The organism is Gordonia sp. NPDC003425 (assembly GCF_053588635.1).
Genome location: NZ_JBSFQI010000002.1, coordinates 187847 through 201168 on the forward strand (window position 1 = coordinate 187847; position 13322 = coordinate 201168).

The window sequence follows — 13322 nt, forward strand, 5'->3', positions numbered from 1 at the left end:
ATGGCCACCGAACCCACCCGCCGCCGTGTGCTGAGCACCACCGAGATCGACTCGACGACAACCTCGGCGGCCGCGGAGTCCAGTGCTCGCGCCCAACCGGCCATCGCTTTCGACCGGGTGTCGGTGACCTACGGTCGGGGCAAGAAGTCCACCGATGCACTGCGCGACTTCACGCTGCGGGTGACCCGCGGCGAGACCATCGCGCTCCTCGGTCCCAGCGGGTCGGGCAAGTCCACCGCACTCAAGGCGCTGGCCGGTTTCGTCCGGCCCAGTGCGGGACGGGTTCGATTGTCCGGCAACGACATCACCGATCTGCCACCGGCCCGCCGCGGCATCGGTGTGGTGGTCCAGTCCTACGCGCTGTTCCCGCACATGCGGGTACGCGACAACGTGGCGTTCGGATTGCGGTCGCGGCGCATGCCGCGGCGCCAGATCGCCGAGCGCGTCGACGAGGCGCTCACGATGGTCAGCATGTCGGAGTACGCCTCCCGGCTGCCGCGGGAGTTGTCCGGCGGACAACAGCAGCGTGTCGCCATCGCGCGGGCACTGGCGATCCGACCCGAGGTGCTCTTGCTCGACGAACCGCTCGCCGCGCTCGACGCGGCCCTGCGCCAGACGATGGTGGGCGAGCTCCAACGGCTGCGGGATGCGTTGCCCGACACCACGATGCTCTACGTGACGCACGATCAGACCGAGGCCCTCGCCTTGGCCGATCGGATCGGGGTGATGCGCGACGCGATGCTCGTCGACATCGGCACCGCCGAGGAACTGTGGAACCGGCCGCCCAGCGGTTTCACTGCAGCCTTCCTCGGCGGCGCCAACCTGCTGCCGTGCCGGGTGGGTCGCGTGTCGGGTACCACCGCACTCGTCGAGGTCGGGGAGCGGATGCTGTCGGCCGCCGCACCCGAGCCCACGGCACGGTGGGCGCCCGGAATGCCTGCGCACCTGTGCATCCGGCCGCACGAGATCGAGGTCACCGCGGCGGCGGCGCATCAGGTGTTGCGGGCGCGTGTCACCGCGTCGGTGTGGCGCGGGGCCACCACCCGGCTGACGGTGTCGGTGGAAGGTCTGCCCGACCAGCTGATCGACGCCGACGTCCCCGGGCGCGCCGATCACCCCGTCGACGAGATCGTCGGCATCCGGCTGCCGGATCCCGCGGGGATACTGGTTGATTCGGCGGGAGAACCGCGGTGACCGCGACACCGGCACTCGCCGAACGTCTCGACCCGATCCCCGCGCCGCCACCGAACCCGGCGCCGCGTCGGATCTCCGCGGCGCTGTGGGTGACTCCGCCGCTGGTAGTGGTGGTGGTGATCGCGGTGTATCCGCTGGTGCGGATGCTCGCCGATTCCGCCGCGGGCACCGGTCAGAGCACCTGGGGCGCCGTGTTGAGCAGCCAGGTCTTCCTGCGGTCGCTGGGTACCACCGCGTGGATCGCGGTGGTGGCCACCATCGGGTGCGTGGTACTGGGAACCTTCCTCAGCGTGGTCCTCGCCTTCGTACCCTTTCCCGGCTCGCAGATCGTCGCCCGCATGATCGACACCGTGCTGGCGCTGCCGTCCTTCCTCATCACGCTGGCGTTCACCTTTCTCTACGGCACGGCCGGCGCGGTGAACGCCCTGATCGCCGATGTCACCGGAACCCGGCCGCTGAACTTCCTGGCCACCCCCTGGGGTGTGATCGCCGCCGAGATCACGTTCTTCACCCCGTTCGTGGTGCGACCGTTGCTGGCGTCGTTCGCGGTGCTCTCCACCGATCAGCTCGACGTCGCCGCCGCGCTCGGCGCATCCCCGTTCCGGGTGCTGCGGTCGGTGGTGATGCCCGAGGCCTGGCCGGCACTGGCGGCCGGAGGCAGTCTGGTACTCCTGTTGACACTCAACGAGTTCGGCATCGTCGCCTTCACCGGCGCCAAGGACGTCACGACGCTGCCGGTGCTCATCTACACCCGCGGCATCGTCACCTTCGACCTGCCGGGCGCCGCGGTGATCGCCACCGTCCAGGTGGCGCTGTCGTTGGTGCTCTACGGCGCCTACCGGGTGATCTTCGCCCGGCTGATGTCGGTGCGTGAGGAGGACAGCTGATGTTGTTGTGGACCCGAACCAGCAGAGCGATCGTCTGGACAGTCTTCGCCGTGGTGGTGCTCGTGGTGTTCGTCGCGCCCATCGCCACCGTGGTGATCGCCGGTTTCGCCGGCTCGTGGACCGGACCGCTGCCCTCGGATCTCGGCCTCGTCCACTTCGGCGAGGCGCTCTCGGGCGACAATGTGGCCTCGCTGTCGGTGAGCCTGCAGACCGCGTTCATCGCCGGTGGGATCGCCCTCGTGCTGGGCACGTGGGCGGCGCTGGCCGCCCGGGAGGCCCCCGGACCACTGAGACGGCTGACCGACGCACTGTTCCACCTGCCGATCGCGGTGCCGTCGGTGGCGATCGGTCTGGGTCTGCTGATCAGCTTCAACGCACGTCCGCTGCTGCTCGGCGGCACCAAGTGGATCGTCATCGTCGCGCACACCGTGCTGGTGTTGGCTTTCGCGTTCAGCTCGGTGTCGGCGGCCCTGGAACGGCTCGACCCCGCCTACAAGCAGGCGGCGGAGTCGCTGGGCGCCGGTCCGGTGCGGGTGCTCACCCGGGTCACGCTGCCCCTGCTGTTGCCGGCATTGGGCGCTGCGGCGGGCCTCGCGGTGGCCTTGTCGATGGGTGAGCTCGGCGCCACGGTGATGGTGTATCCGGCAACATGGAAGACGTTGCCGGTGACCATTTTCGGGCTGTCCGACCGCGGTCAGGTGTTCTCCGCGGCGGCGTGTACCACGGTGTTGCTGGCCACCACCCTTGTGGCGTTGATCGGGTTGGGCAGCATCCGCTCCCGGGCTGCGGCGCGCTGAACCACTCTCGCCCACCTTTGTCCAGTTCGACAATGATGAGCGGCTTCTCTTTGCCAATTCTCCATAGGATTGGGAGGTAAGTCCTGGTTGGCTGGGTGTATGGACGCGATCACCACACCCCCACGCCCCGTGAACGAGCCCGTGCACACCTACGCCCCGGGCACCCCTGAACGCAGCCGCATCGTCGAGCAACTGGCCGCGCAGTCGGCCGGCGAACCCGTCGAACTGCCGCACATCATCGGCGGCGCCGCCACCGTCGGCGACGGCGAGCGGATCGACGTCGTGCAGCCGCACGCGCACCGCGAGGTGCTGGGCACGCTGACCAACGCCACCCACGACGATGCGCGGGCGGCGGTCGACGCCGCACTCGCCGCGGCCGAGGCGTGGGCGCACACGAGCTTTGATGATCGTGCCGCCGTGCTGCTGCGTGCCGCCGATCTGCTCAGCGGACCGTGGCGCGAACGGATCGCCGCGGCCACCATGCTCGGACAGTCGAAGACGGTGCAGCAGGCCGAGATCGACGCGCCCTGCGAACTGGTCGATTTCTGGCGCTTCAATGTGGCGTTCGCCCGCGAGATCCTGGCCGAGCAGCCGATCTCGTCGCCGGGCGTGTGGAACCGGCTCGATCACCGGCCGCTCGACGGATTCGTCTACGCCATCACGCCGTTCAACTTCACCGCGATCGCGGGCAACCTGCCCACCGCACCGATGCTGATGGGCAACACCGTCGTGTGGAAGCCCTCCCCCACCCAGGCGTACGCCGCCCACCTCACCATGAAGCTCCTCGAAGAGGCCGGACTGCCCGCGGGCGTGATCAACCTGGTCAACGGCGACGGCATCGCCGTCTCCGACGTGGCGCTGGCCGACGAGCACTTGTCGGGCATCCACTTCACCGGGTCGACGGCCACCTTCCAGCACCTGTGGCGCGAGGTGGGCACCCAAATCGATCGCTACCGCAGCTATCCGCGACTCGTCGGCGAGACCGGCGGCAAGGATTTCGTGGTGGCGCACGCCTCCGCCGATCCCGACGTGCTGCGCACCGCGCTCATCCGCGGCGCTTTCGAGTACCAGGGCCAGAAGTGCTCGGCGGCATCCCGCGCCTACATCCCGCGGTCGGTGTGGCAGCGTATGGGAGACGACTTCCTCACCGAGGCAAACGAATTGACCTACGGCGACGTCCGTGATCTGGGCAACTTCGGTGGTGCCGTGATCGATCGCCGGTCGTTCGACAAGCAGGTCGCCGCGATCGACCGCGCCAAGACGGTGCCGTCGATGACGGTGGCCGCGGGCGGTCAATGCGACGACTCCGAAGGCTTCTTCGTCCGGCCGACGGTTTTGCTCGGCGACGATCCCACCGACGCGGCGTTCTCCACCGAGTACTTCGGGCCGATCCTGTCGGTGCATGTGTACGACGACGCCGACTTCGACGCCACGCTGCGCATGGTCGATTCCACCGCGCGCTACGCGCTGACCGGATCGATCATCGCCACCGATCTGAGTGCGGTCGCCACCGCATCGGACGCCCTGCGCAACGCCGCGGGCAACTTCTACATCAACGACAAGCCGACCGGCGCCGTCGTGGGCCAGCAGCCGTTCGGTGGTGGCCGCGCGTCGGGCACCAACGACAAGGCCGGGTCGAAGGCCAACCTGTTGCGCTGGACGTCGACCCGCACGATCAAGGAAACCTTCGTCCCGCCGACCGAATCCGGCTACCCCCACATGGCATCCGAGTGAGGACCCACAGATGAGCAAGATCTTCGATTCCGTACTGCGCCCGGTGATCACCAAGGCCGCGGGCAGCGACCGCATCAAGGAGACGTCGCAGCGACTGTCGGTCACCCAGAGTGTGGTCAATCGGTTCGTTCCCGGTGAGACCGAGGGCGACGTGCTCGCCGCGATCGGTTCCGCGTTGGCTGACGGGCTGTCGGTGACCATCGACTACCTCGGCGAGGACACCACCGACGAGGCGCAGGCCACCGCCACCACGGAGGCGTATCTTTCGCTGCTGCAGCACATGTCGACGCTTGACGCCGCACCCGGACGACTTGAGGTGTCGCTCAAGCTCACTGCGCTCGGGCAGTCGCTGCCGCGACACGGCCGCAAGATCGCCGAAGAGAACGCGCACACCATCTGCGCGGCCGCACGGTCGGCCGGGGTGCTGGTCACCGTCGACGCCGAGGATCACACCACCGTCGACGAACGGATTGACATCGTACGGTCACTGCGCGGCGAGTTCCCCGAACTCGGCACGGTGCTGCAGGCCTACCTGCGGCGTACCGAGGACGACTGCCGTGAGTTCGCGGCGTCGGGCGCGCGAATCCGGTTGTGCAAGGGCGCCTATGCCGAGCCGGCCGCCGTGGCCTACCCCGATCGTGCTCAGATCGACGAGGCCTACCTGCGATGCCTGCGCATCCTGATGAAGGGCAACGGCTATCCGATGGTGGCCAGCCACGACCCGACCATCATCGAGGCCGCGCAGATCATGGCCGTCGAGTTTGGTCGCGAGCCGGGCAGCTGGGAACACCAGATGCTCTACGGCATCCGCACCGACGAGCAGCGACGCCTCGCGGCCGCCGGCGCCGGTGTGCGGGTGTACATCCCCTACGGCCAGGAGTGGTACGGCTACTTCGTGCGACGTCTCGCCGAGAAGCCCGCCAACCTCGGCTTCTTCCTGCGGGCGCTGGTGAGCTGACCCGGTCGAGCGTGCCCGGATCCCCGTCGAGCGTGCCCAGAACCCCGTCGAGCGTGCCCGGAACCCGGTCGAGCGTGCCCGCGGTGGTTTCGACAAGCTCAACCAGCGGGGGGCGCTCAACCAGCGAGGGCACGAGCGTTGAATCGCCCTGGAAATCCCGGAGGCTCCTGACCTTGGAAACGAGGATGGAGTCATGCCGAAGGAACAGTCTGCTGGGAAGCCGACCGCGCGCCGCTATAGCCCGGAGGAGAAGGCCGCCGCGGTGCGGATGGTCCGGACCCTGAGGGCCGAGCTGGGCACCGAGCAGGGCACGGTCGCGCGGGTCGCCCGCCAGCTCGGATACGGAGTGGAGTCGGTGCGGTCCTGGGTCCGTCAGGCCGACATCGACGAAGGCCTGGCGCCAGGGGTGTCCACCGCGGAGTCCGCGCGTATCAAAGAGCTTGAGCAGGAGAACCGAGAACTCAAGCGCGCCAACGAGATTCTGAAACGAGCAGCCAGTTTCTTCGGGGCGGAGCTCGACCGCCAACACAAGAAATAGTCGCCTTCATCGACGCCAACAGAGGCGAATTCGGGGTCGAGCCCATCTGCACCGTCCTGCGCACCGCAGGGGTGTCGATGGCCCCGAGCACCTACTACGACGCCAAGACCCGCGCCCCGTCGGCACGCGCCCAACGCGACGCGGAGCTGGGGCCCGCGCTGGTGACGCTGTAGGAGGACAACTACAAGGTCTATGGGGCCCGCAAGCTGTGGAAAGCCGCCGGTCGAGCCGGGCACGACGTGGGCCGCGATCAGGTGGCCCGCCTGATGCGGGCGGCCGGCATCGAAGGGGCCCGGCGCGGCAAACGGGTCAAGACGACCCGGGCGGACCTCACCGCAGATCGCCACCCCGACCTGGTCAATCGGAAGTTCACCGCCGATCGGCCCAACCAACTTTGGGTGACAGATCTGACATTTGTGCCGACCTGGGCCGGCGTGGCCTACGTCTGCTTCATCGTCGATGCCTTCAGCCGGATGATCGTCGGGTGGCGGGTCGCTTCGCACATGCGCACCACCATGGTGCTCGACGCGATCGAGATGGCCCGCTGGTCACGCGGAATCCTGTTGCCGGGATTGACATGTCACTCTGACGCCGGGTCGCAATTCACGTCGATCCGCTACGGTGAACGACTCGCCGAGATCGGCGCAGTCCCCTCGATAGGGTCGATCGGGGACAGCTTCGACAACGCTCTCGCGGAGACGGTCAACGGCTACTACAAGTCCGAGCTGATATACGGGCCCGCCCGCAGCGGCCCGTGGAAGACCGTCGAGGACGTCGAACTGGCCACCCTGGGCTGGGTGCACTGGCACAACACCACCCGCCTCCACGGCTACCTCGACGACCTACCGCCGACCGAGTTCGAAGCCGCGTTCTACGATGCCCAACGGAGCGACCAACACCTGGTCGAAATCCAATAGCCCGAGCCTCCGACAGAACCAGGGCGATTCACGTGCCCGGAACCCGGTCGAGCGCGCCCAGATCTCCGTCGAGCGTGCCCGCGGGTGGTTTCGACAAGCTCAACCAGCGGGGGCGCTCAACCAGCGAGGGCACGAGCGTGCCCGGATCCCCGTCGAGCGTGCCCAGAACCCCGTCGAGCGTGCCCAGAACCCCGCCGAGCGTGCCCAGAACCCCGTCGAGCGTGCCCAGAACCCCGTCGAGCGTGCCCAGAACCCCGTCGAGCGTGCCCAGAACCCCGTCGAGCGTGCCCACGGGTGGTTTCGACAAGCTCAACCAGCGGGGGCGCTCAACCAGCGGGGGCGCTCAACCAGCGGGGGGTGGTTTCGACAAGCTCAACCAGCGGGGGCACTCAACCAGCGAGGTGGGCGCTCAACCAGCGAGGTGGGGTGGTTTCGACCAGCTCAACCAGCGGGCGGGGGGCACTCAACCAGCGAGGTGGGCGCTCAACCAGCGAGGTGGGGTGGTTTCGACCAGCTCAACCAGCGGGCGGGGGGCACTCAACCAGCGGGGTGGGCGCTCAACCAGCGGGGCGGGGCTGGGCGCGCCTGACCTGATCGGCGGACCGGGCGGCGTCGAGTTCGACGTCGGTCCGGATCGTGGCCGGACCCAACGACAGCACCCCCGAGGTGAGCGGCTGGGCACGTAGTCCTCCCCGGCCGATCAGCGCCTTGCGGGTGCCCGTGCCGGCCATGGTGTCCATCCACGCGCACGGGTGCGCGGGTCGGCCTCCCCGGAAACGTATCCACCCGTCGCCGGTGTCGATCTCGAATTCCCTGCCGCGCAACGGGTCGAGTTCCAGACCACGGACGACGATGTTGCGTCGCGCCACCACGGGATCGACCCCTCCGGCGGCGGCCCGCCACGCCTCGATCGCCAAGAACGTCACCGCCGCCTCGGTATGCGCACGCACCCCGAAGAACCGGTCGCCCACGATGCCCTTGTCGGCGACGATCTCCACACGATCCGGGGTGACGGTTTCGACGTCGTCGGCGGGCCCGTCCTTCGGGCGCCCGAAGTACGCGTGCGACGGTGACCGCAGCAGCGTCACGATCTCGAACGGATACTCCACTCCACCAGGGTAGAACGCGCCCGCGTCACCGCTGCTCCGCCGGAACGTAGTGCAGCCCACGAAACACCGCACTGCTGGCGAAGACCGACGCGTCGGGCTCGACACCGCGGTGGCGCGCCATCCGCAGGGCGAGCCGCAGCAGCATCTTGATGTCTCGTGGCGTGATATCCGGGAAGCCGCCGACGAGATCGTCGAGGAGGTCTTCGCCGAGCATTACGTCGTTGCCTGCAGCGAGGATCTGCCACACCTGACGCGCGTCCTTCGGCCCCGGCGGCCGATACTCGATGACCGCGGCGCATCGGGCCAGGATGGCCTCGTCGACGCCGTCGATCCGGTTGGTGGTGAGAAACAGCAGCCCGTCGAAATACTCGAGGGTGCGCAGGAATTCGGCGACGATCGCGTTCTGCGAGAGGTCGAGTCCGCGTTCCATCACGAAGACGTCGGCCTCGTCGAGGAGCAGCACCGCACCCCAGCGTTTGGCGCGATCGAAGATCACCTCGAGATTCTTGCGCACCAGATCCGCGGTCACCCCGAGCGACCCGGAATGGATCGAGTACAGCGGGCGTGCGGTGACCTCCGCGTACACCTCGGCGGTCAGCGTCTTACCCACACCCGGCCTGCCCTTGGCCAGCACCACGTTTCCCGCCGACTTACCGTCGATGATGTCGCCGGTGAACACCGAGATGTCGGTGGTGAGGATGTTGAGCAGCTCGCGCTGGTCGTCGGGCAGCACGAGCTTGTCCTGAAGGTGCTCGTCGTAGGCATACTCGCTGAGGTCACCGGTGTTGACGTCGAGGAAGTCCTGCGCACCGAGATCGAACACACGGACAGCGGTGATCACCGGTACCGGACCGTAACTGTCCCCGGAGAACAGGATCGACGGTGCCACCGTACGCAGCGCGGCGATCTCGCTCGGCGCGACGTCGTGCACCACCTTGCGGTTCTCCCGTTTGTTCGGCGACCGGTAGTCGTCGGTGCGAATCACCTTGCCGCTGAAGCGGAATTGCTTGCCGAACCCCTCGTCGATGATGCGTTGATAGTGCTCCCGCCGCGCCTGGTATTCGGCCTTGAGATCGGGCGTCTCCTTGTAGGCGCCCCCGGCGACCAGCACGTCGGCGGGCGTCTTGCCCACCACCTCGGTCTCCTCGAAGTAGAGCAACCGCGGCTTGCGCGACGGGCGTTTGACGGTGGCGTTGTCTGCTTCCATCGTGAACTTGATGCGCGGGCCGTAAGTGCGGTCGGCGTGCTCCATCACGATGTCCATCACCAGGTAGGGATGGAGGTATCCGTCGGATTCCCGTACATACAACCACCCGTCGATCAGGTTGTGGCACAAGAAGCTGCGCAACATCTCGGTCGCCGCGTCGATGTGCGGGATGGTGGGGAAACTTCCGGCGCGCGCTGCCCGGACGGCGGTCACCGCGCGAGCAAACGACTCGTCGGCAACGGACTCGGCGGTGGCGACGAGGTCGTCGAGGGCGGCGTCGGTGAGATCGCGGTCGGCGATGGCGATCTCGGGTGACCGCCACGACCGGGCTTGACGACGCGCGGCCGCCAGGTCCTCGGACGCGGTCGCGGCGACGAGTCCGGTAGGTGCTACCAACATGACGATCCTCCGAATCGGGTTGGCGCGGAGGCAACTTCACCCACCGCGCCGGCCCGACACTTCATTGTCTATTCAGGACTTCATTGTCTACTCAGGCCTCGGGGTCGAGCACGAAATCGTAGACGGTGACGAAGCCCTCACCGTCGGGGTTCGGCGTGACGTCTAGCATCAGCTCGGGCTTCACCGCCGACGCGATGTCGTCCTCGTTGTGCGGATCGCCCGGGAAGTAGAGCTGCGACGTGATCAGCTGATAGCCGGGGGCGCTCACCTTGAAGTGCAGGTGCGCCGGGCGCCACGCGTGCCAGCCGGCTGCGGCGATGAGCTGGCCGCAGGCACCGTCGGTGGGGATCATGTAGGGCGCCGGACGCAGCGTGTGGATCTCAAAGTTGCCGTCCTCGTTCGCAATCCAGGTGCCACGCAGATTCCATTCCGGCAGACCGGGGGCGAATTGCGAGTAGAAACCGAGATCGTCGGCATGCCAGAGTTCCACCTTCGCGCCCGACAGCGGAGTGCCGTCCACTGCACGCACCTGCCCGGAGAACACCAGGGGGTTGCCGGGTTCGTCGTCGCGCATCGGAATGGTGCCGTTCCAAGACAATTCGGGCGAATCAGGCATGTAGTAGGGGCCTTCGATGGTGCCCTTGCTGCCCTCGCGGTGGGCGTTGGCCACCTCTTCCACCGAGTGCTCGAGCCACACGTCGAGGAACAGCGGCCATTCACCGTCCTCGCCGGTCTTGATCAGCCATGCCTTGAGTGCGTTGTATTCGGTGTAACTCACCTGATCGTCGATGACGATGTCGTTGAGCGCCTTGATCACCTTGGTGGCCAGATAGTCGACGCGCGCGGTGTCGACCACGCCGTCGCGGTGTCCGCCGGCGGCCATGCGCTGACGGAACTGGGCCGACGCGTTGGCACCTGATTCGGCTGCCTTCGCGGTCACTTCGGCGTCGAAGCTGCTGTCGATGGTGTTGGTCATGATGGGTACTCCTTGTTGAGCGGACTGTTGTGAGCGGACTGTTGTGAGCGGGCTGTTGTAGCGGGCTGTTGTGCTGTGGGGCTGTCGTGTTGGTCGGGCTGCGCTGCGGGTGAGGCTCAATCCGCACCGATGTCCGATGGGTGGGTGGCCAGCGGGGTCACCCGGATCGTCATATAGGGAAAGAGGGGCAGTGCCGACAAGATGTCGTGTAGTTCGTCGTTGTCGGCGACGTCGAAGATCGAGAAGTTCGAATACTCGCCGACGATCCGCCAGATGTGCGGCCACTTGCCGGACCGTTGCAGCTCTTGCGAATACGCCTTCTCCCGTGCCACGGTGTCGGCGCGGACGCCGGGATCGAGGTCGTGGGGGATGGTGACGTCCATCCGAACGTGAAAGAGCATCGGCATGTCTCCTCTCGGTCAGCGATCGAGCCGATAGTCTGCGAGTTTGTCCGCGTCGATCTCGATGCCCACCCCCGCATTGGGGCTGGTGTGCAGTTGTCCGTCGCGTATCTGGAGCGGCTCGGTGAGCAGGTCGTCGCGCATGTCGAGGAAGTTCGACAACTCCCCCGCGTACCGGGAGGTCAGCTCGAAGGCCGACCCGAAGGCCAGGGCGCACGCGGTGCCGACCTGTCCGTCGATCTGGTTGCCGATCACCACCTCGACGCCGAGTCCTTCGGCGAGGTGGTGCACTCGTTGCGACGCCGTGAATCCGGTGCGCGCGGTCTTGATACTGATCGCGGTGGCCGACCGGGCGAGGATCTCACGCGTGACGTCGGCGGCGGTCGGTACGGATTCGTCGGCGATGAACGGGACGTCGAGATGTTCGACGAGCCACCGCCGGCCGAGCACATCGTCTGCGGGACAGAGTTCTTCGGCAAACAGGAGATCCAGGTCGGCCATCTCGTGCATGGCGCGCAACGATTCTGCCGCCGACCATCCTCGGTTGCCGTCGACGTAGAGTTCGATCTCGCGGCCGAAACGCTCACGCAGCGCACGCACCACCGCGGTGTCGAGCCCCACCGGGCGCCGACCGACCTTGACCTTGAAGGTCGAGATCCCGTAGGTGTCGCGCATCTTCTCCGCCTCGGCGACCATTGTCGACGGCTCGTCGAAGCCGAGCATGTGGCTCACGCGCATGTGATCGCCGAATCCACCGAGCATTTCGGTGACCGGCAGTTGCAGGGTCTTGCCCAGGGCATCCCAGATCGCCATGTCCAGAGCCGCTTTCGCGGTCGGATTGCCGACGGTGCGTCCGAGCCGGCCCACCATCACCTCGCGCTCGAGGAGGGTGAGTCCGGTCAGCGCAGGCGCGAACACGGTCTCGATCACCGCGACGATCCCGCGCTGGGTCTCGCCGTAGGTGAACGGGCGCGGCGGCGCCTCCGCGACACCGACGATGCCGTCGTCGGTGTGCACCCGCACCAGCACATGCTCGGCGACGTGCACCTCGCCGGAGGCGAACCGAAGCGGCTTGCGATAGGGGATGGCGAACGGGATCGCCTCGATCTCAGTGATTTTCACGATGTGAGGTCCTCTCCGGGGCCGACGCCCGGCGTAGTCAGCAACTGGGTGGAAAGGTCGAAGGCGGACGTGATCACCCCGGCGACGGCCTCGACAACGGGATTGTCTTCTCCGGCGCGCCACGCAAGCGCGGTCTCGATGGCGTCCGCGTCGTCGAGGTCGCGGATCACCACGCCGTCGACCGGAACCTTGTGTACCGAGGCCGGCAGGATGGACACCCCCAGACCTGCGGCAACCAGCGCCAGCAGCACCGGAGTGCCCGACGCCTCGTGCGCCCGGTGCGACGCGAAACCCGACCGGCGACAGGTGCGGGTGACGGCGTCGTTGACCGCCGAGTGCCTGCTGTCGTACATGACGAACGGCTCGGCACGCAGGTCGCTCACCGACACCACCGGCTCCACCGCCAACCGATGGCCTGCGGCGACGGCGAGCACCAGCGGTTCCACCTCGATGGTGTGCACGTCGATGCCGTCGCCGATCACCGGCGGGCGCAGGACTCCGAGATCGATTGTCTTGGTGCGCAACGCATCACATTGCACGGGGGTGAGCATGTCGGTGGCGATGACAAGATCCACGTCGGGCAGTTCACGCGCCACCGTGCGCGCGATCCGCGGGAGATGGGAGAACGCGGCGATACCCGTGAGCCCGAGTCGCACCCGGCCGCTGCGGCCGGCGGCGATCCGACGGACGCCGTCGACGGCGTCATCGACCTCGGCGAGGATGCGCCCGACCTCGGTGCGTAGATACTCCCCCGCGGGGGTCAGCGCGACCTGGCGGGTGGTCCGCGTGAACAAGGAGGCGCCCAACTCGGACTCGAGCTGACGGATGGCGTACGAGAGGGCCGGCTGAGCCACATGCAGGCTCGCCGCCGCCTGCCCGAAATGACAGGTGTCGGCGACCGCTGCGAAGTAGCGCAGATGCCGAAGCTCCATGTCTCGCGCCTTTCGTCGTCGGTGAACGAGCGCCACTTGTGGCATCGGGAACTCCATCCCAGGTGTGTGACCCTCACCACGTTGAACACCACGCCAGGCCGCCGATACATACGAGACAAGGACTTGTTTTGGGGCTATTGATCAATTCTGT

12 protein-coding genes, 1 pseudogene and 1 other annotated feature are annotated in these 13322 nt (G+C 67.3%); of the genes and pseudogenes, 6 read left to right on the top strand and 7 right to left on the bottom strand.

All coding sequences use genetic code 11. The features are described 5' to 3' along the window. The 6 genes and pseudogenes from ACWDTD_RS03380 (at position 1) to ACWDTD_RS03405 (ending at position 7025) form a co-directional block, all read left to right on the top strand. Positions 1-1194 carry an ABC transporter ATP-binding protein gene (locus ACWDTD_RS03380; RefSeq protein WP_449745651.1) on the top strand — a complete coding sequence of 398 codons (1194 nt, stop codon included), beginning with the start codon at positions 1-3 and terminating at the stop codon, positions 1192-1194. 35 nt (positions 1195-1229) lie between these two features. Beyond that, positions 1230-2081, top strand: a complete 852-nt coding sequence (locus tag ACWDTD_RS03385) for a 2-aminoethylphosphonate ABC transporter permease subunit (RefSeq protein WP_449745925.1) — start codon at positions 1230-1232, stop codon at positions 2079-2081. After that, entirely contained in the window at positions 2081-2878 is a 798-nt protein-coding gene (locus tag ACWDTD_RS03390; RefSeq protein ID WP_449745652.1) for an ABC transporter permease, read from the top strand. Before ACWDTD_RS03385 ends, ACWDTD_RS03390 begins: the two co-directional genes overlap by 1 nt. A 99-nt stretch (positions 2879-2977) precedes the next feature. Then, entirely contained in the window at positions 2978-4612 is a 1635-nt protein-coding gene (gene pruA / locus ACWDTD_RS03395) for an L-glutamate gamma-semialdehyde dehydrogenase (RefSeq protein WP_449745653.1), read from the top strand. A 10-nt stretch (positions 4613-4622) separates the two neighbouring features. Beyond that, positions 4623-5570, top strand: a complete 948-nt coding sequence (locus ACWDTD_RS03400) for a proline dehydrogenase family protein (protein WP_449745654.1) — start codon at positions 4623-4625, stop codon at positions 5568-5570. Positions 5571-5763: 193 nt separating this feature from the next. Next, positions 5764-7025: pseudogene (locus ACWDTD_RS03405) on the top strand (IS3 family transposase). Beyond that, positions 6063-6194 (top strand) — a sequence feature (AL1L pseudoknot). Its footprint overlaps the pseudogene before it by 132 nt. A 28-nt stretch (positions 7026-7053) precedes the next feature. On the opposite strand, the gene ACWDTD_RS03410 reads toward ACWDTD_RS03405, so the two are convergent. From ACWDTD_RS03410 to ACWDTD_RS03440, 7 genes are all read right to left on the bottom strand, one after another. Beyond that, positions 7054-7332, bottom strand: coding sequence for a hypothetical protein (locus tag ACWDTD_RS03410; protein ID WP_449745655.1), 279 nt, complete (start codon positions 7330-7332; stop codon positions 7054-7056). A 250-nt stretch (positions 7333-7582) separates the two neighbouring features. After that, complete coding sequence (locus tag ACWDTD_RS03415) at positions 7583-8134, bottom strand: molybdenum cofactor biosysynthesis protein (RefSeq protein ID WP_449745656.1); 552 nt, start codon at positions 8132-8134, stop codon at positions 7583-7585. A gap of 25 nt (positions 8135-8159) precedes the next feature. Beyond that, a complete protein-coding gene (locus ACWDTD_RS03420) occupies positions 8160-9740 on the bottom strand; it encodes an AAA family ATPase (protein WP_449745657.1) in 1581 nt (526 codons plus the stop codon). Between the two features lie 91 nt (positions 9741-9831). Continuing rightward, positions 9832-10716: a catechol 1,2-dioxygenase gene (catA, locus tag ACWDTD_RS03425; RefSeq protein ID WP_449745658.1), complete on the bottom strand. Its 885-nt coding sequence runs from the start codon at positions 10714-10716 to the stop codon at positions 9832-9834. 116 nt (positions 10717-10832) lie between these two features. Then, positions 10833-11117 (bottom strand): muconolactone Delta-isomerase, encoded by a 285-nt coding sequence (gene catC / locus ACWDTD_RS03430; RefSeq protein ID WP_449745659.1) that lies wholly within the window; start codon positions 11115-11117, stop codon positions 10833-10835. Positions 11118-11135: 18 nt separating this feature from the next. Continuing rightward, positions 11136-12239 carry a mandelate racemase/muconate lactonizing enzyme family protein gene (locus ACWDTD_RS03435; protein WP_449745660.1) on the bottom strand — a complete coding sequence of 368 codons (1104 nt, stop codon included), beginning with the start codon at positions 12237-12239 and terminating at the stop codon, positions 11136-11138. Continuing rightward, positions 12236-13171: a LysR substrate-binding domain-containing protein gene (locus ACWDTD_RS03440; protein WP_449745661.1), complete on the bottom strand. Its 936-nt coding sequence runs from the start codon at positions 13169-13171 to the stop codon at positions 12236-12238. The genes ACWDTD_RS03435 and ACWDTD_RS03440 overlap by 4 nt, the downstream gene beginning before the upstream one ends. Positions 13172-13322 lie beyond the last annotated feature (151 nt).

Excerpts from the sequence above, each read along its gene's own strand:
- ACWDTD_RS03380 (WP_449745651.1), top strand. The coding sequence starts at position 1 with ATGGCCACCGAACCCACCCGCCGCCGTGTGCTGAGCACCACCGAGATC.
- ACWDTD_RS03390 (WP_449745652.1), top strand. The coding sequence starts at position 2,081 with ATGTTGTTGTGGACCCGAACCAGCAGAGCGATCGTCTGGACAGTCTTC.
- pruA (WP_449745653.1), top strand. The coding sequence starts at position 2,978 with ATGGACGCGATCACCACACCCCCACGCCCCGTGAACGAGCCCGTGCAC.
- ACWDTD_RS03400 (WP_449745654.1), top strand. The coding sequence starts at position 4,623 with ATGAGCAAGATCTTCGATTCCGTACTGCGCCCGGTGATCACCAAGGCC.
- ACWDTD_RS03420 (WP_449745657.1), bottom strand. The coding sequence starts at position 9,740 with ATGTTGGTAGCACCTACCGGACTCGTCGCCGCGACCGCGTCCGAGGAC.
- catA (WP_449745658.1), bottom strand. The coding sequence starts at position 10,716 with ATGACCAACACCATCGACAGCAGCTTCGACGCCGAAGTGACCGCGAAG.
- catC (WP_449745659.1), bottom strand. The coding sequence starts at position 11,117 with ATGCTCTTTCACGTTCGGATGGACGTCACCATCCCCCACGACCTCGAT.
- ACWDTD_RS03440 (WP_449745661.1), bottom strand. The coding sequence starts at position 13,171 with ATGGAGCTTCGGCATCTGCGCTACTTCGCAGCGGTCGCCGACACCTGT.